13 protein-coding genes are annotated in these 18,352 nt (G+C 37.2%); 5 read left to right on the top strand and 8 right to left on the bottom strand.

Annotation, left to right across the window (positions count from 1 at the left end; all coding sequences use genetic code 11):
• Nucleotides 1-428 precede the first annotated feature (428 nt).
• The 4 genes from A6M55_RS12370 (at nucleotide 429) to A6M55_RS12385 (ending at nucleotide 4,495) form a co-directional block, all read left to right on the top strand.
• On the top strand, nucleotides 429-857 hold the full coding sequence (locus A6M55_RS12370) for a YkvA family protein (protein ID WP_082893011.1): 429 nt from the start codon (nucleotides 429-431) through the stop codon (nucleotides 855-857).
• Between the two features lie 230 nt (nucleotides 858-1,087).
• Complete coding sequence (locus A6M55_RS12375; protein WP_064197905.1) at nucleotides 1,088-1,264, top strand: twin-arginine translocase TatA/TatE family subunit; 177 nt, start codon at nucleotides 1,088-1,090, stop codon at nucleotides 1,262-1,264.
• 134 nt (nucleotides 1,265-1,398) lie between these two features.
• Entirely contained in the window at nucleotides 1,399-2,817 is a 1,419-nt protein-coding gene (gene gatA / locus A6M55_RS12380; RefSeq protein ID WP_064197944.1) for an Asp-tRNA(Asn)/Glu-tRNA(Gln) amidotransferase subunit GatA, read from the top strand.
• Between the two features lie 160 nt (nucleotides 2,818-2,977).
• Nucleotides 2,978-4,495 (top strand): lytic transglycosylase domain-containing protein, encoded by a 1,518-nt coding sequence (locus A6M55_RS12385; protein WP_064197906.1) that lies wholly within the window; start codon nucleotides 2,978-2,980, stop codon nucleotides 4,493-4,495.
• 56 nt (nucleotides 4,496-4,551) lie between these two features.
• Here the strand turns inward: A6M55_RS12385 and A6M55_RS12390 are convergent, their stop codons facing one another.
• Nucleotides 4,552-5,202, bottom strand: a complete 651-nt coding sequence (locus tag A6M55_RS12390; protein WP_064197907.1) for a hypothetical protein — start codon at nucleotides 5,200-5,202, stop codon at nucleotides 4,552-4,554.
• A 381-nt stretch (nucleotides 5,203-5,583) separates the two neighbouring features.
• Between A6M55_RS12390 and A6M55_RS12395 the strand changes: the two genes are divergently transcribed.
• Complete coding sequence (locus A6M55_RS12395; RefSeq protein WP_156511052.1) at nucleotides 5,584-5,889, top strand: hypothetical protein; 306 nt, start codon at nucleotides 5,584-5,586, stop codon at nucleotides 5,887-5,889.
• Here A6M55_RS12395 and A6M55_RS12400 read toward each other — a convergent pair.
• The 7 genes from A6M55_RS12400 to A6M55_RS12430 form a co-directional block, all read right to left on the bottom strand.
• Nucleotides 5,835-7,346: an arylsulfatase gene (locus tag A6M55_RS12400; RefSeq protein ID WP_064197909.1), complete on the bottom strand. Its 1,512-nt coding sequence runs from the start codon at nucleotides 7,344-7,346 to the stop codon at nucleotides 5,835-5,837. The genes A6M55_RS12395 and A6M55_RS12400 overlap by 55 nt on opposite strands.
• A gap of 22 nt (nucleotides 7,347-7,368) precedes the next feature.
• Nucleotides 7,369-8,934, bottom strand: a complete 1,566-nt coding sequence (locus A6M55_RS12405) for a hypothetical protein (RefSeq protein WP_064197910.1) — start codon at nucleotides 8,932-8,934, stop codon at nucleotides 7,369-7,371.
• Between the two features lie 35 nt (nucleotides 8,935-8,969).
• Complete coding sequence (locus A6M55_RS12410) at nucleotides 8,970-11,219, bottom strand: c-type cytochrome (RefSeq protein WP_064197911.1); 2,250 nt, start codon at nucleotides 11,217-11,219, stop codon at nucleotides 8,970-8,972.
• Nucleotides 11,220-11,239: 20 nt separating this feature from the next.
• On the bottom strand, nucleotides 11,240-13,243 hold the full coding sequence (locus A6M55_RS12415) for an NPCBM/NEW2 domain-containing protein (protein ID WP_064197912.1): 2,004 nt from the start codon (nucleotides 13,241-13,243) through the stop codon (nucleotides 11,240-11,242).
• Nucleotides 13,244-13,256: 13 nt separating this feature from the next.
• Nucleotides 13,257-14,966, bottom strand: a complete 1,710-nt coding sequence (locus tag A6M55_RS12420; RefSeq protein ID WP_064197913.1) for a hypothetical protein — start codon at nucleotides 14,964-14,966, stop codon at nucleotides 13,257-13,259.
• Nucleotides 14,967-14,998: 32 nt separating this feature from the next.
• Nucleotides 14,999-16,375 carry a DUF1080 domain-containing protein gene (locus tag A6M55_RS12425; protein ID WP_064197914.1) on the bottom strand — a complete coding sequence of 459 codons (1,377 nt, stop codon included), beginning with the start codon at nucleotides 16,373-16,375 and terminating at the stop codon, nucleotides 14,999-15,001.
• A 94-nt stretch (nucleotides 16,376-16,469) separates the two neighbouring features.
• Entirely contained in the window at nucleotides 16,470-18,332 is a 1,863-nt protein-coding gene (locus tag A6M55_RS12430; protein ID WP_064197915.1) for a RagB/SusD family nutrient uptake outer membrane protein, read from the bottom strand.
• Between the last annotated feature and the right edge of the window lie 20 nt (nucleotides 18,333-18,352).

Genomic DNA, 18,352 nt, shown 5'->3' on the forward strand with positions numbered 1-18,352 from the left:
GTCGGCAGTGGTTGCACCAACCGCACCTGCACCTACTACTGTTACTTTCATAGTTTTTTAAGCCCCCTACCCCAGGAGAGGAACTTTTTATAAATTAATTCATGTCTTGGGGTTATAGATTAGACATGAAAGTTGAAGAAATATTTAGATAAATTTATAACAGACCAGGAAGCAGTTTTAGTATAAAAATCAGCAAAATGGTTTTATTATAAATTGACAACAAATTTATTGGACAAAACTAATACAAAACAATGTATTTGAATGTTTTTTTTGCATTTTTTATATTTCGTGGATAATTTTTATAAGTTTTTACGTTTCTATGTTAAGTTTCATAAAGTCAATGCACCGATGTAAGCTATTTTTGCACAAAAACCTCAAGAAACCAATTACTTGAAAATTTCTTTTATAAAGCACATTAACCTAATAAAATGAGTACCAAAGCGAGTTCAACACAAAGTTTGCTATCAAAAATAATCGAATCTGCCATTTATAAAAGTGCTTTGGGGAAAGCTCCTCGAATCGCAAAAAATGCAAAAAGTCTATTACAATTATTGCAAGCTGCCCTTACGAAAACCAAAGAAATGGGCGTAGGAGGGATTTTTGATGTTATAAGAGAAAAAATTACCATCATGGGAACACTCATTAAGGCTTATGCCGTAGGTGATTATCGTCAAATCGAACTCGGAAATTTAGTAAAAATCATTGCTGCTTTTGTCTATTTTATCTCACCGATTGATATTATACCTGACTTTTTGCCATTTATTGGTTTGAGCGATGACGTAGCATTATTGGTATTTATCTTCAAGAGCATTGACAATGAACTTGTAAAGTTTGACCAATGGCAAAATAAGAAATAGACAACCCAAACTTTTCAATCGACATAAACGAAAATTTAGCTGATAATAAAGCTTTTAATACTAAAACACACTATTTTAATGTAAAACATCTGATTAAACATTTGAAAAGTTTAAGACGAAATTAATTTTTTAATTTCTAATTTACTTTTACATTTGTAATAGAATAAAAAAATACTGCGGACAGTCGTCAGTGGTTTATAGACTAAAAAACACTTTAAATAAATAATATTATGTTCGGTCTCGGTAGTACAGAAATGATTTTGATTTTGGTTGTTATTCTTTTCTTTTTCGGTGCAAAGAAACTTCCTGAGCTTGCTCGTGGATTAGGAAAAGGTATCCGTGAATTTAAAGATGCTTCACGTGAAGTGAAAGAAAATATCGAAAAAGCAACTTCAGAAGAAAAATAAGGATTTTTTTGCTAAATTACCTTTGCCTTCGGCTTCGCTCATGCAACGATAATTTGGCAACACCTTAACAACAGCCACTCGGTTTTAAATTGAGTGCTGTTGTTTTTTTGTTTTTACATTATTATGATTCAGAAATGACCAAATATAATTCATTTAAAGCTGTACAACAAGCCATTTCCAGCGGTGAAACCAACTGTGTTTCGTTGGTAAAACACTATTTAGAACAAATCGAAACGCATACAAACCTCAATGTTTTTCTGGAAGTATATGCCGACGAAGCTCTAAAACAAGCAGAAACAGTTGACCAGAAAATCAAAGATGGAACAGCTGGACGATTGGCGGGTATGGTCATTGGCTTAAAAGATGTACTGGCTTACGAAAATCATGGTTTGCAAGCATCGAGTAAAATCTTAAATGGCTTTCAGTCGCAATTTACGGCTACTGCCGTTGAGCGAATCTTGGCCGAAGATGCCATCATTATTGGTCGCCAAAACTGCGATGAGTTTGCGATGGGTTCATCAAACGAAAATTCTGCTTTTGGTCCAACCCTTAACTTTGCCGACCCAACTCGTGTACCAGGTGGCTCGTCAGGAGCATCGGCGGTAGCTGTACAAGCCGATATGTGTTTGGCTTCGCTGGGTTCTGATACTGGTGGCTCGGTACGTCAGCCTGCGGCTTTTTGTGGAGTAGTTGGCTTAAAACCAACGTATTCAAGAGTTTCTCGTTGGGGACTGATTGCTTACGCCTCATCTTTTGATTGTATCGGACCAATCACTAAAACGGTTGAAGATGCCGCCCTCCTACTCGAAATCATTGCGGGTGCTGACGAACACGATAGCACAGTTTCTCATTTGACAGTTCCAGCTTACACAGAAAATCTTACTCCGAAAAAGCAGTATCGCCTTGCCTACATGCGTGAAGCCCTCGAAAGTGAAGGTTTAGATGAAGATGTCAGAAGGAATACAGCCGAAAAAATTGAGCAGTTAAAAGCTCAAGGTCATATCGTTGAGGCGGTTGACTACCCTTTAATGAAATATTTATTACCAACTTACTATATCCTGACAACTGCCGAAGCAAGTTCAAACCTTTCGAGATTTGATGGGGTTCGCTACGGACATCGTGCCTCGGGTGTGAAAAACTTAGAGCAACTCTACAAAAAATCTCGTGCTGAAGGGTTCGGATCTGAAGTACGTCGTCGTATTATTCTGGGTACTTTCGTGCTTAGTGCAGATTATTATGATGCTTATTATACGAAAGCACAGAGGGTTCGTCGTTTAATAAAAGAATCGACTGATGATATCTTATCAAAATATGATTTTTTGATTTCACCAACAACACCGACACCAGCCATCAAGATTGGAGAGAAATCAGACGATCAATTACAAATGTTTTTGATGGACATCTTTACAGTTCAAGCAAATGTGATAGGAAATCCGTGTATTTCGATTCCCAATGGTGAAAATTCAGAAGGTTTACCCATAGGCATTCAAATTCTTGGCAAGAATTTTGATGAAGCAGAAATGCTCGCATTTGCAAAATCATTGGAGCAGTAAAATATTTTCAGATAAACTATACTTTCAGAAATATTTGAAAATACAAAAATAAAACCTAATTTACTTGACAAAAAAGTAGTTATGAATTATTTTTGACAATGGTTTGCTTTCCTAACACCATAAATCAGGCGTAAAGTACCTTCGCTAATACATTATAATAATGAAAATATCTAAAAAAATTCTTGTCCTATCGAGTTTTTTGGGTTGTGCATCATTCATGACAAATGCACAGTCTGTTATTCCTGAAGAGGCAATCACTGTCTCGGCCGAAGACTCGCTCGTTGAAGAACTCCCTACTGTCGAAGCCTTTATTCCAACGGCTGACGTCAATCGAGTAAGAGAAGGATTTCAAAATCTCCAACGTTCGATTCCCTTACAATATAACTCAATCGTGCATAGTTTTGTAGATTATTTCATCTATAAAAAACCGAGCTTTACTAAAAAAATGCTCGAAAAAAAGAATTTTTACTTCCCGATTTTTGAGAAATATTTAGCAAAATATAATATGCCTGACGAGTTAAAGTATCTTTCGATGCTTGAGTCTGGCTTGAATCCGAAAGCAATTTCGCACGCTAAAGCCGTTGGTCTTTGGCAGTTTATGAAACCTACGGGTAAAGATTTTGGTCTTCGTGTGGATGAATATGTGGATGAACGCATGGACATCGAAAAATCGACCGAAGCTGCTTGTAAGTACTTCCGCCAGTTATACAATATTTTTGGTGATTGGGAGTTGGTATTAGCTTCTTATAATACTGGTCCAGGAAACTTACGCCGTGCGATTCGTCGTGCAGGAAATATCACTAACTATTGGCAGTTGCACCCTTATTTACACAAAGATACCCGTGCGTATGTACCTCAATTTACAGCCATAATGTATATGATGCACCACGCTGGCGAATACGGTATCTTTCCTGAAGAAATCATGGAGCCTGTAACGGTAGAAAAAGTAGTTATTGATGGGTACTTAGACCTTGAAACTTTCTCAAACGTAAGTGGTATTAGCATTGATGATATTCAAAAACATAATCCTTCAATTCTGAAAGGCGTATTACCTGCACATTCAAGAGGTTTTGAGTTGAAAATTCCAACCGAAAGTTATGCTTATTTTGAAGCAAATCGTCAGATGATTTTAGACTCGGCTCAACGTCAAAACGGTGTGCCAGTTATGTTAGCCTCTAATAAAGATGTTATCGAAAATGGTGTTGTTATTATTGGAGGTGGTTCTGCAAGAGCATTGAATGATGAGAATATAGTTGAAGAAACTGAAAAACCAGAAAAGGTTGAGGATGAAATCAAGAAAATTCGTAAGGTAAAAAAGAAAACATACACAGTTAAAAGAGGTGATGTTTTGAATCGAATTGCAGAAAAATACGATGTTGATATGTATGATTTGAAAGTGTGGAATCACTTGAAATCATCAAAAATCATGGTTGGGCAAAAATTAGTTATTTTAGATGATGTTGAAGAGGTTGTTGAAGTTGAACGCACCATCAAGGAAGAAAGAAAGTCTAAGAAAACGATTGAAAAAACAAAACCTAAATACCACGTCGTACAGAGAGGAGATACACTTTGGAGCATTTCACAAAGATATGGAGGCATTTCGGTAGAAAAAATAAAGAAAATAAACGGTTTACGCTCTAATTCAGTAAAGAAAGGACAAAAATTAAAAATCGTTTAGTTGAATAAAAATGTAAAAAGCGGTATCTGGAGCAATCTTGGTACCGCTTTTTGGTTTTAGGTGGTTTTATGACAATATCCCCAAAAACTGCATTTATAAGGATCATCACAATGTTCGCCAATTGCAATTTTTGGAACAGAGTTTTGTTCCAAAATATTTTTAAATCGCTCAATATTAGCCTTAATATTACCTTGTAATGCTTTTACATCGGGGGTAACATCAATTATTTTATAGCCATTTTCACCATCATTCAAAATTAATTTTGCATCAAGTTCTTGCCCCAAAAAGCCTTTTGTAACAAAGTATTGCAAAGCTATATCTTGAATATGTGCTGATTTTAGTTCGATACTATTCTTAATTTCTTGAATCTCCCATTTTCCACTGCTTCGAGTCAACACATCGTTCATTACTAAAACTTCTTGATGCACAAAAGTTGCCTCAAAAATATCAGCCACTTGTTTTTGTAGTGCCTTTTGAGTCAGGCTTGCATAGTCATTTCTATTTTTAGCAATTTTCTCAATATCAACCGCAAACGGAAAATTAGCAGCCCGATAGGCATCCTCAAAATCATGTCCCCCTTTAAACTTTGCCAAAGTTTCGGGGCTTAGTGGGTCTTGGAGTTTATAGTGATATTTGTAGAGATACAATTGTTTCGGGCATTGCACTCCTTTGATATAAGCTGTCTTTGAAAAAAGATAATTTGGCATAATTCCTTTCTTAGTTCGCAAAAGTATATTAAAAAATTTGTGAGTGTAAATTAAATAAAGAATGTTTAACTTTTCTGCATAAAAATACTATTACTGATAGTAAGCCTCCACTCTTTCTTGGCATTATTTAAAAAAAACACTTCTTTAAGCTCGTTCATTTTGCAGAAAAGCAATTATATCCGCTAAATAAGTTTATATATATGTATGATAACGAATGATAAGGATTTGTATTTAGGGTAGGTAAGAGGTATGTTTTGTGTCCCGAAATCAAGGATAAAATGTATTTAAAAACACTTTTACCCAACATATACTTACAGAATAGTTTCCTAAAAAACATAAAAAATCATATATGTGTATTGACCTACAAGGTTTTTGATGCTAATGATGTCATTCATCAGTCATTCTGTTATGGGGCAAATTTGCTATCGAGTTGGTTTAGATGCCGATAAGATTATCTATCGATTTTTTATGAAATCGGTGGCATCTTACTCTAATATTCAAGCAAAAATTAGTACCGCTCTTCCCAACGAGCCACAACTTTGGGATGCTTCGGCTCTCAAGCAAATGACTGCCCGTGCTAATACCCTCCGCCCACTCCTACTCGACAAGAAAATTCCGAATATAGTTAGTCGTCATTCGGTCAACCAGGTTAATTGTGGCCAATGCTTTGGCCCATCATTGGTTTGAATTTCTCCTTTTGTACTTCTGCCGTCTTTTATATATTTTGTGAGTAAAATCGTGAGTTCTTTTACAATTTCTGGGTGTTTATCATACACATTTTGGGTTTCTGCACTATCAGTTAATAAATTATATAATTGTACGGCTGGTAATGTTTTTGCTTCCTCGCTTGTTTCTTTTGGTTGGCCATTTCCGCCTGAATGTGAGCACATTATTAACTTCCAATTATCTCTTCTTATCGCAAAAAAACCGTTTGACGAATGATGAACCACCGCCTCTCGTTTGGCATAAGTTGTATTTTTGCCTGTAATTTCGCTTAAAAAACTATAACTATCTTCGGCAACATTATCATCTAATTGAGTAGCAGTGAGTTCAGCAATTGTTCTGAAAAAATCTGTTGTACTTACCAGCTGTGGGCTAACCTTACCTTGATTGAATCTACCTCCCCAAGAGACAATAAACGGAACTCTATGACCACCTTCAAAAATATCGGTTTTGAGGCCACGATATGTCATCGAAGGGTTATGACCTTTAGCGAGTTGAGCTTTCAAATCGGCAGAATTGGCAAAACCATTATCCGAAGCAAATACTATAAGTGTGTTTTCGTAAACACCGTTTTTTTTGAGGGTTTCGACCACTTGTTTGAGCACATCATCGACCATCAGTACAAAGTCTCCATAGGGCGAGACATTACTTTTGCCAACAAATTTGCCAATTGGCAGAACAGGTGTATGAGGAGCGGCCAAGGGCAAATAAAGAAAAAACGGTTGGGATTTTTTCGAGCTATTTTCGATAAATGTGATGGCTTTTTCTGTAAATTTTCCCAGTACTTCTTCTGGTAAAAAATCGGGGGCAGAAATACCCGCTCTAAAAAGTTGAATACCTGTACGACCAATACATGTATCTTTTGGAATCGTAGTGCAGAATCCATTCTCAACATATGCATAAGGTGGCATGTCAAGAGAGGCAGGAATACAAAATGAATAACCAAATCCCTTTGCATTAGGGCCGTTCTGCACTTTTGAGGTAAAATCTACTTTCTTTTCGCCAGCTTCAATATTTCCCCAATTCCAGCCTAAATGCCATTTGCCAACTATGCCTGTGGTGTATCCTTGTTTTTGTAGAAATGAAGCAATTGTTTCTCTCTTTGCCTCAATTAAAGGGGTATCATACCCATGTAAAACTCCTTTTTTAAGAGGCGTTCGCCAATTATAACGCCCTGTCATTATACTATATCTTGTAGGTGTACAAACCGATGATGTTGTGTGAGCATCAGTAAAACGCACGCCTGTTTTAGCTAACTGGTCAATATTAGGTGTTTGAATCTTTCCAGCAGGATTATAACTTGATACATCTCCGATGCCTAAATCATCGGCAAGTATATAGACAATATTTGGTTTTTGTGTAAAAGCTTTTGTACCTAAAAACAAAGCAAGTATTACAAACAGGATATATTTTTTGTTCATTTTGTTTTATGATAGTTTACGGTCAATATTTTTTAGGAGTAATTTCGATGAGCGTTTTCTGAATATCCCAACTATTTGGAATTTCGTACACCACCTTATACATGCAAGGTATTTGGTCTGAAACTGCATAATCATTATGAAATTCTTCCGAAGTAATTTTCTCAATTTTGACTCTTTTTAACTGAGTTTTAATCGCCATATTCATCTGTGGCAAAACCCAAACATTTTCCTCAAATGTCTTAATATCAACACTTTTGGCATAAACATAAATTTCAAAACTTGTTGGTCTTGAATCAGAAGAATAGATATCCATTTGGGTTTGGTTTACTTTTACGTTGGTTTTACCATCGCCCAAAATCATCAACCATGCAATTTCTCCATCTGCGGTTTTCCAATGAATAGTTCCTGTTTTTATTTGCTCCCAAACTCGTAAATTCCCCCATAAACCACCCATCATCCAATCTTTGTTTATCATGGCGGTCACTTTTTTAATGCTATCACCTTTATAATTATTCGGAACGCTGCGAGTAATGAATTGAGGTTTAGTAAACGCTTTCAGTTTAATCAAATCTGATTGAGGAATGGATAAACCTAAATTAAAAATTGGAGCAAGATTACTCATTTCGCCATACTTTGGGCCTTTTTGAGGCGGTAAAGGAGCAAGACTTGCATCATCGAGAGCAAGGGCAATCCAAGTACCTGTGATGGCAAAATACTTCGTCATATCCATGCCATAAGCCCGAAAATATGGCCCAGGCATGTTTTTTAGATAAGGATTATAAAAAGTAGCAGTTTCATGCCAAAATTCTTTTTCGAGGGCTTTACCCATTTCTTGAATTTCTTTTGAAAAAGCCAATTCTCTCCATAAGGCAAGACCGATGATGGTTACACCGTAATAAGTTGGAGAATTGTATTCGCTGAATGTTTTATTGGTTTGATAAAGTTTGTAAATATCTTTGGCTTTTTTCAAACCTGCATTTTTTACTTCATCTAATCCAAATTCTGTTCCGACGTATTCCATCAAAAAAGCACTCATTATCGAAATATTAGTATAATCAGGGGCAACGTTTCTTTTAAAAGCTCCTTTTGCGGCATGAATAATACCCGTTTCGATGTCTGCTATAATTTTTTTGGGCAATAAATGTTTGAATTTATTACGAATGATAATCAAATCACAGCCAATAAATTCTCGCCAATTTTGGTCAAATTTATCATTGGCAATGTTCGTTTTCCAAATGCCATAAATCTTGGTATTTTCATCTTGGTGCTGGTTTTTCAGAATCCATTCTAAGATAATCACCGCATTTTCTTTATCGCCAGCGGCATTTCTAAACAAAAGTGCTTCGGCTAAACGAGTTTTGCTTCGTAAACTTGTATTATCAGTCAATACGGATTCAACTTTTACACCCGCAGGAATTTCGTCAGCCAAAAACTCCTCAAAAAGGTGTTTCTGATAGGGAGATAAAGTTTGATAGGTGTATGTATGGTAATATATACTATCTTTTAAAAAAGAACCTTTCGCTTTTAATGCCCCTAAAAAGCCAAAATAAACAAAAATTATCAAGTAAAATTTAGCCTTTTTTGTCATGATTATATTATATTTAAGAGTGTTTATTCGTTAAATCACTTCTCAAAGTCAGTTTCGAGCAATTGTTTTTCATTGAAAAGTCCACCACCTGCGGGTTTTCTATCTCTGAGTTTTTTTACTTCTTCTACCGTGATATTTTTACCTTCTTTGGCAAACGCATTTTGGGTAAATCTGATAATATCAGCAATATCTTGGTCGCTTATATCCTTATTGGTAGCCAAACCAGGCATTTCATTATTTAATTGATATAACTTCCCGTTCACAGTAATTGGCCCGCTTAATCCATGTAAAATAATTGAGGCCAACCTTTTCATTGAGCCATCAATGTATTCAGACCCTTTGAGTGGCGGTGCTAAATCTTGAATTCCTTTGCCATCTGCACCGTGGCAAGCCGAACAGACCGTTCGGAACAATTGTAGTCCTTTGGTTCGGTTATCAACAACATTTTTTTCCTTGACAAAAATCGGGTTTAATTCTTGCTTTTGATGATTGCTTAGTGCCAATGTTAGGTTTGTTTTTAGAATAGCATTTGGACTTTGGGTTTTGAGATAAAGTTCTTCTTTGCCTTCAAGACTGCTGGTAATGGCCTCTTGAAAAACCTTCTTTTCAGTGTATCTTTTCTCGATTTGAGAAAGTATCGGTAAAAATATTTCTTCACTTATCTTGAGCCAGCTATTTACCGAAAAAGCCAAATAAAGGTCTATTTTTTCATTATTTTGAGCCAATAATTGAGTACTGATGGCCTTCATTTTTGTTAAATTCTGGGGCGTGGCAAAACGCTCTAAAAGCCCTAAAGCATGAGCAATGAGTTCGGGTTGTTTTGATTGGTTGATAATATCTGTTAGCACAGCTAAAGTAAGAGCATTTAAACCATCTAAGACATAAAGTGCGTGAATAGCCCTTGAAAACTCATTACTACTTTTGGTTAGGGCAATCAAATCTTTAATAATTGTTTTATCATGCTTAATCATCAAAAGATGTTGACTTCTATCACGCAGCCAGCCATTCGGATGGCTCAAAAACGCTAATAATTCCTTGGAAGTAGCCTTTGATAAATCAGGAATCGCATGAAGCTTACTTGATTTATGTACAACTTTCAAAATACGTCCTTCATTTTGTAAAGTATCCAATTTTTTGCCTGCGAGTTGTTCGGTCAAATATTGAGAAATATAAGCCTTGTGCTGAATAATTCCTCGGTGCATATCAACGATATAGATGGCTCCATCAGGGCCGTTGAATAGATTAACCGGGCGAAAACCTTCATCGGTTGATGCTATAAATTCTTTCTCTGCAATTGCCTGATTAGCAAATGTTTGAGTATTTTCAAAGCTTAAAATATTTCGTTTGATGAGGTTTGCTTCTGGGACACACACAAACGCATTTTGGTTATATTTTTCAGGAAAAGAAGCACCTCGATAGACCAATGGCCCACATGCAGCCGTAACATTTACCAAATAACCCTTTTCGTCTAAAATCCCCTTTTGATAGCCACGGTTAACCGATGTTTGATGAATAGGAAACACCTTATTATTTGTTAGTTTTTGTCCCTCAGCAATCATTGGCTTAAAGTACTTATTTCTAATGGCTCGATTTGGCAACACATAGTCACCCTGCAATTGTGTGCTATTATTATTATAGTATAATCGCCCAAAATTATCTTTTGTAATTCCCCATTGACCACGATAAGAAGTTGGCTCTTTTAACCACTTACCATTTTTTAGTTGATACCTAAAATTATAATTGGAGTTATATATCCAATTATCAATATTCATCATCAAACCGTTTGAAGAGTGTTCAACATTCCCCCCCTCAGCGTATATTGGGTCAACGAGGGTTTTCTTCCCAGGTTTATCATTTTTTATTTCTACAAACCAAAGTTTAGGGCCATCAACGTATAAAAGCCCTCCATATACATGAGCAAGGCCACGAGGCAAAACAAGTTTATCCAAAAAAGTTTTTGAGCGGTCAATCACACCATCTTTGTCAAGGTCTTCCAAAATAGAAATTCTACCATTTGCTTCGTCTTCACCGATACCTTCAAGATTTGGCATATAGCCAATCATTTCTACTACCCACATTCGCCCTTGATTATCGAAATCCATACTTACTGGAGCTTTGAAAAATGGTTCGGATGCGATTACACTCAATTCAAAACCTTCTTCAATTTTATAGTTTTCAAGCGAAATTTTGGGTTCTTCAAAAGAAATTATTTTAAATCCTACGATGAAAGCCGAAAGTATTAAAACAGAAATGTACGCTACCCTAAATGGTCTCTTTTTTGCCATGACTATCAAAAATTTTAAAATTATTGTTTTGGGTACATCCGCAGCATCAACACACCATGATGACGAATGTCTGTTTTAAATGAATTGTTAAAAGAACCGAGGTCTTTTTGTTGCCAAACATCTCTCAGTTGATATTTTCCTTTCAAGTTAATTTTATTAAAATCGAAGGTAAAAGTTTTCGATTTTTCATCACCCCAGCGAAAGTAAGTTTCAGGAGTTTTTCCAAAGTCAGCTACATTAAATAATCCAACGGCATACGAACCATCCTCTAATGGTTTTGCCCAAATCTGAACACCCTCTTCTTCCGATAAAAGCCTTGCTGACTTTCCGAGTGGGTCTTGATTAATTTCGATTATTTCATCGTTTGTCAATAAATTGAGGGTAAAGTCATCTAATTGTTCAATCGGACAACCAATGAGTAAAGGTGCTGATAATAAGCTAAATAAACTTACGTGGCTATACTGTTCGTCGGGTGTAAGTCGAGTTGGGTGCAGACTTGTACCTGTGGTAACATTTCCCAAAATCATCATATCGGGGTCAAGCCAATGCCCATGCCCACCAAACGGACTCCATTTGTCAAGCGTAAAAGCCGATACATAAAGGCTCAACCAAGAATCTCGAATGTCAGGGCCTGTGCGAAAGGTATTGGTTAGTTTTGCCCAATCTTTGGCATTTGTAAAAGGAGCAGAATTAGAAATACTATACACAATGTCTCGTCCAGAATTTTTCAAGGCTATCGACATTCGCTCGGCCGAAGGGACTTCAATCCGCCAATCATATTTCAGATAATCAATGCCCCAAGCTGCCATTTGTTTAGCATCATTTTCTTCAAATGTATATTTGCCTACATAGCGAAACGCTCGTTTATTATTTTTGATAAAATCAGTGATTTTCCCATTTGCAAAATCTGACGAACCGCCAATATAGCCTGCATAGCTCGTAATCATGGGCGTAGAATAGACTCCTACTTTTAAGCCCAAACCATGCACATAATCAATCATTTCCGTAAATTTTGGAAACTTTTCGTTAGGCTGAATGGCATTAAATTGTCCGCCACGTTGTCCTTGCCAAGCATCGTCAATATTAATATATGTCCATCCATGTTGGTTCAGCCCCATTTTTACCATTGCATCGGCCGAGGCAATTACTTTTTCTTGGTCTATATTTCTTGCCCAAGAATTCCAGCCATTCCAGCCGATTGGTGGCGTGAGGGCAATGGTATCGCCTATGATAATTTTTAAGGTTTTGGTGGTTTCTCCAAGTTCATTTTTTGCTTTCAGCGTTGCTAAGTAAGTACCTTTTTGAACGACATTTCCAGTAATAATTCCAGTTTTGGTGTCAACTGATAGGCCTTTAGGTAGATTTTTTGCTGAAAAACTCATCGGTCTTTGACCAGTGGCGGCAATTGTATAAAGAAAAGGGTTGTTGGGTCTTGCTCCGAAAAGTTTTGGTGAATTAATCTTAGGTTTTTTATCGGGTTTAGGTGTTAAAATGTATTTTTCATCAGAATTTGGCATATTTTGAGGAATAAAATCATCTTTCATTACAAACTGTGCATTTGCCCAATTAGAATATGACCGATTAAACCCTTTTTCTTCGATTATTACCAAAAGCCCCAACCGTTTAATGCCCTCCAAATTAACTTTTACGGGTTTTGGTTCGTCGCCGAGTTTCATTTCTCCGCTTTCAAATAATATCTTTCTATCGCCAATTACATAAAATTTGAGTGGTAAATCTTTTACGCCTTTGTCGTCAACTCCTATAATGGCCGAAAATTCAGCGGCGTGACCATCTAAGAAAAATGATAAAACACTCGTTGAACTTACGCCAACACCGTGTTTGAAATATTTTCCGTTCATCCGAATCGAGTCTCCGCCTGCATTGGTTTTGGGTAAAACCGCAGGTATGCCTTCTGAAAATGATTTTATCCCTAAATCATCCAGCCAAATTTGCTTGTTTTTTTGTGCAAAACTGCTGATGATTACGCAAAAACACAGTAGGAATAATGGATATATTTTGTTCATTTTGTTCAAAAAATCAAGAGAGTTTTATTGTGTGTTTGAATGGTGTAAAGCCTGTCAGATAAACCGTTGGAGCATCCATTGCGGGTAGGGCTCCTCTTAATTGTACGTTTTTATGTTCGATTTTTCCTGAACTAAAACTAATCGTATCGCCATTGACAGTATAAGTGCCTTTTTCACCCGAAAAAAGATACGCATTTTCTTTTGCTGGAAGTTTTGAAACACCCGAAAACTCCCCTCCTGCCCTAAAAATCAATTCAAGCGAAACAGGAACCCCTTCTGTTCCGTTCATGTCGATTTCGACCTCAAGTCCGTTATTGGCTTCTTTGATTTTTACAGTTGTTTCGAGCTTCTGTATTTCACTTTGTTTTCTTAGAGTTCTTGGCATTTTGTCTAAATCACCATCTGGAGAGATTTTATCTTTTTCAAGTGGTTGATAATAAGGTCCTTCGAGCGATTTTGTCAAAACCCAAGTATTGCCTTGCTGCTCAATTTTTTCTGACTGAAATTGTCCCTTTCCAAAAAAAGAACTTGCTACTCGCATAGCTTGCAAAACTGCATTTCCTTTATGAAAAGTAAGCCAACTCGTATTATTTGATAAAAGGGTACTGTCCCAATTAGTACGTCGGATACGCACTACTCCCGAATACGGAAATGCCTTTGCATAACTGGTCGGCAAGGGTTTATCGGCGGGTAAATCTTTCCAAAGTGTTGGGTCTTCTAAGAAATAATCGAGGTAGCCCGCCAATTGCTCTTTGGAGCTGGTTTTCTCAATTTGACGAGCCATTGCAGCCATTTCTCCATTATTTTTCTGCAATGCCATGAAACGATAGCAATAATAATATTTCGACATATTGCCAATCGTGCCTTTGTCTTGTCGGTTCGATGCTTCCGTTACAACCTCGCCGTTCGGGTGAACATAAAACAGAGTCATTTCGAGGTTCTTTAATACTGGCTCCAGTAATTCTGGTTTATTTAAGCCTTTTGCCATGATTATCAACGAGCGATTAACAATAGGCGAATAGCTATTGGTACTTTTTTCGGTGTATTGTCCGTCTGGGTCGAGGTCAATGTGCTCGGCGAGCCACTGGTCAATACGATTGAGGTAGCGTTTGTCAGGAAAAAGCTCATTTAATTTTGTTAATGCAGCCGACACAACCCAGCGGTGATTGGGTGTATGAATTCCACCAACAATGAGGCCTTCTCCTGCATTTTTCAAGAATTTTTGCAGTAATTCAAGCGTGCTTTCTGAACCTTTTGTGTTTGATTGTTTCAAAAATTTGTAGGCAGGAACAATATTTTCCAGTACGAAAGCAGTATCGGGCGTTGAGTGAAAATTGGTTGCTAATAAATCAATCGTTCCGTCAGCGTGCTGAAATTTGAGCATCGCTTTTGCAGCGGCTTCGACTTCTTTCAAAACCTCAGTTGATTGATAAAACGAAGACTCTGGACAAGAGATGAGCATGCAAGCCTTTGCAATAAAACCGCTGGTCGTATGTGGGTTCGGAATTTCAACATCGTCAGTATAGCCGCCTACATACCTATGCTTTGGGTCAGTAACTTTAAGTTTCTTAAAATTGGGTAACTGCTGGTCATGTATTTTTATCCATTCGATTACCCAAGCTGGTTTTTCGGCACTATTTCTTTTTTCAAAAACGTTAAATCCAAGCATTGGAATTGCACAAAGAGAGCTTACTCCCATTGTCACAAAATTTCTTCTATTCATGGTGGTTGTAATTGGTTAGGGTTGAATGGCTTTTAAAACTCTCTGATTTTTATACTTCTGAAATGCACCTCATCGCCGTGGTCTTGTAAAAGAATGTGTCCCGAGATGGCTTGAGCAAAGTTTGGGTAGGTACTGTATTTGCTTTTGGCAATTAAATTACGAAAAATTTGCGAATGGCGGTCATATTCAACCATTTTAAGGTTATTTAGCCAATGTTCGATATGTCCATCTTTTGAGACAATGCGTAATTTATTCCATTTCCCAGGCTGATTCATACGTTTATCCAAATTGCCTTCAGATAAATTTTCGGCCGTGATTAAATCATAGAGTGAACCAGTGGTTCGGTTACCATTCACACCCGCTTTGGCATCAGGGTGTACTTTATCATCTAAAATCTGAAACTCTGGGCCTAATCCTGTGCCTGCTTTTTTCTTACGGTCTTCTACAACAAAATATTTTATCCCACTATTTGCTCCAGTTGTAAGTTTGAAATCCATTTCGAGTTCAAAATTTGAAAACTCTTTGTCAGTGATGATGTCGCCACTTTTCACCAAAGTGTCTTTTTTTGTACCTAAAACCTTCAAAACCCCATCTTGAATTGCCCAGCCCACTGTTGGAAATTTATCATAATTTGCTAAACGCCAGCCTTCGGTCGTTTTACCATCCCAAAGCAAACGCCAGCCTTTTCTGATTTCGTTTTCAGATAATTTATTGACCAAATAGCTTACTTCGGGGGCTTCTTCGCCACCTTTCCAGACAACATCTTGCAGATTTTCAGTAGCGATTCTTATATTTTTCCATTGAACAGAAAAGCCTACTTGTTCTTCTCGTTTGATTTGGTGTACTTGTAATGCAATGAAGCCACGAGCGGTTTGTGTATCTAAAAGGTTCGCACACGGCACGCCGTTTATCCAAGTTTTGATGCTATTTCCGATGGCTTCGATATGATATTTATTCCATTGGCCGTTTCGGAATGCCTTTCTACCTTTCTGATTTACCGATAAAGGGTATAACCAGCCGTTGCGTCCTTCGTCGAATATTCCACCACTCCAAGCTCGGTCGCCAGGGTCAATTTCCACCTGATAACCATGCACTTTACCTGCTTGAATGTTTGGGTCGCTGATGCTTCTGATTTGAATACCCGAGTTTAAGCCAATATCAACTTTCACCTCCAATTCCAACACAAAATCACCGTATGTTTCATCTGTACATAAAAATGAATTGGGTGTATTGAGTTGAGAAAGACCAACAATAGTTTTGTTGACAACTTTGTATTCGGCATTGCCATTCTTTTTTGTCCAGCCTTTAAAATCTGTACCATTAAAGAGTTCTTTCCATTGGGCTTGAGCAAATGAAAAACAGCAAAGAAGTAAGATAGTGGTTAGGATTGAAAATATTTTTTTTTTCATAGTTAGGGTTGAAATAATGGTTTTAGTAAAAAAAAGAGAAGAAAAAACTTCTTCTTCTCTTTCAACCTTATGTTTATTAACTAATCTACTCTAATTAATAACCTTCATTTTGCTTCATTGCAGGGAATGATAAATCAATTTCACTTTGTGGAATTGGTCGTAAATAATGTTTGTCGGCAATTGCTTGTCCTTTTACCCAAGGGTTATATTTTTTCACTCGCTCAACCAATTTTCCTGTTCTTTTCAAATCGAACCAACGGCTATATTCACCCATAAACTCTCGTGTTCTTTCATCCAAAATCATATCAACTGAAATATTCGATGCGGTGGCTCGGTATGAAGTTGTTTCGAGAGATTTTTGGTTTTCGGGAGCTGCTGCACGTTTTGGGTCTGTTCCTTTTTTTGTACCTAAAGCACGATCAAGAATTCGGTTGTAGTAAACTTCAGCACCGCCCAGTTTTCCACCTTTAGCACCTTTCACAATGGCTTCTGCTGCAATTAGGTAGGCTTCGGCCGAACGAAAAACACACTCATTGAAAGTTCCGAAAGCATCGCCATAAGGAATACCTGGCTGCCAAAACTTCCACATCAAAGGAGCTTGAATATTAAATCCAGAATTATCAATCGGATAACCACCGCCATATTCGTCAGTATTCACGACAGCATAGTTTTTCTTTCCTCCTAAATCAATTCCTCTTTCGGCCAATGTTGTAGCTGGTTTATTCCAAGGGCGGCAAACCAAAACAGTATCACCAACTGCAAAATTTACTTTCAAATTAGCATTGCTTAATGGTAGCGGTTTATAATCTTTCACCGCTGCAAGTGCATAGCCTACATTTACAAAATTATGAGCATAGCGAGTATCATTATCGGGGTCGAAAAAGCGATAAGTCGCCGTATTGATTTGATGAGTACCGAGACAACGATTATAATCACTCGTTCTGCCTTTGCTTCCCACAAAACCTTCACCACTTGGGCCAAATTTTGAGTGTAAATCATTTCCTCCTGCTACATCTTGTGTGAAAGCAGGGTCAGTTTTATTAGTTAAAACATCAGAATTATACTGTACAGCAAAAATGATTTCGGCATTTTTATCGTTCTGAGCTCCTGTATATTGCGTCAAAGGATTATTTGAACGCTTAGGAAATAAATCACTGTAATTTGCGGCCAATGGATAAGTATCAATTATTTTGTCGGCATAAATTAGAGCCAAATCAAAATCAGCGTTTGTTCCACCAAGCGAATTGTTGTAATTCCAGCCCCTTGTCAAATACACACGAGATAACAAAAACTGAGCAGCACCTTTGGTAATACGACCATAATTTGAGGCAACAGCAGGTAATTTTGCCTCACAATCAAGCAAATCGGCAATGATTTGTTTGTAAACATCGGCCGCAGGCACACGAGGAAAATCTTTTTTGGGTGTGGTTACTTCTGCCAATGGCATCGGAATATCGCCCCATTGTTGAACAGCGTAAAATAAGCATAATGCTCTCAAAAATTTCGCTTCTGAAACCCTTGTATCTTTCAATGCCGCTGCCATTGTTGTTATATCACCTGCACGAGAAACTACGGTATTTGTTCGAGCAATTTCGGCGTACAACAATTGCCACAAACTTTGTATTTCGGGCAAAGTTGCATTAAATCGGGCATCATATACATCATACAAACTTGGAAGATTCTCTTTGCCGTTGACCGCCGAAGGATTCCAACCACCTTGAGCTGAAAACACATCGGTTCCGTTAAGTACCAAAATTCTGTTTTGATGAATATTTCTTAATAAAGGATAACAAGAGCGAACCAAATCTTCAAAACCTGCTTCCGTTTGATAATATACGTCAGTTGTTAGGGTCGATTTTGGAATTTCGTCCAAAAACTTATCTTTACAGCCAGTTAGAACAAGAAATAAACTTGTAACCAGCCAAAAATTATATCGTTTGAATAGTATTGATTTCATTTTTTTGTCAATTTTAGGGT

Source organism: Emticicia sp. MM, assembly GCF_001649495.1.

Coding starts and splice junctions, on each gene's coding strand:
- A6M55_RS12410 (WP_064197911.1), bottom strand. CDS start 11,219: ATGGCAAAAAAGAGACCATTTAGGGTAGCGTACATTTCTGTTTTAATA.
- A6M55_RS12385 (WP_064197906.1), top strand. CDS start 2,978: ATGAAAATATCTAAAAAAATTCTTGTCCTATCGAGTTTTTTGGGTTGT.
- gatA (WP_064197944.1), top strand. CDS start 1,399: ATGACCAAATATAATTCATTTAAAGCTGTACAACAAGCCATTTCCAGC.
- A6M55_RS12425 (WP_064197914.1), bottom strand. CDS start 16,375: ATGAAAAAAAAAATATTTTCAATCCTAACCACTATCTTACTTCTTTGC.
- A6M55_RS12420 (WP_064197913.1), bottom strand. CDS start 14,966: ATGAATAGAAGAAATTTTGTGACAATGGGAGTAAGCTCTCTTTGTGCA.
- A6M55_RS12400 (WP_064197909.1), bottom strand. CDS start 7,346: ATGAACAAAAAATATATCCTGTTTGTAATACTTGCTTTGTTTTTAGGT.
- A6M55_RS12375 (WP_064197905.1), top strand. CDS start 1,088: ATGTTCGGTCTCGGTAGTACAGAAATGATTTTGATTTTGGTTGTTATT.
- A6M55_RS12395 (WP_156511052.1), top strand. CDS start 5,584: ATGATGTCATTCATCAGTCATTCTGTTATGGGGCAAATTTGCTATCGA.
- A6M55_RS12430 (WP_064197915.1), bottom strand. CDS start 18,332: ATGAAATCAATACTATTCAAACGATATAATTTTTGGCTGGTTACAAGT.
- A6M55_RS12415 (WP_064197912.1), bottom strand. CDS start 13,243: ATGAACAAAATATATCCATTATTCCTACTGTGTTTTTGCGTAATCATC.
- A6M55_RS12405 (WP_064197910.1), bottom strand. CDS start 8,934: ATGACAAAAAAGGCTAAATTTTACTTGATAATTTTTGTTTATTTTGGC.
- A6M55_RS12370 (WP_082893011.1), top strand. CDS start 429: ATGAGTACCAAAGCGAGTTCAACACAAAGTTTGCTATCAAAAATAATC.
- A6M55_RS12390 (WP_064197907.1), bottom strand. CDS start 5,202: ATGCCAAATTATCTTTTTTCAAAGACAGCTTATATCAAAGGAGTGCAA.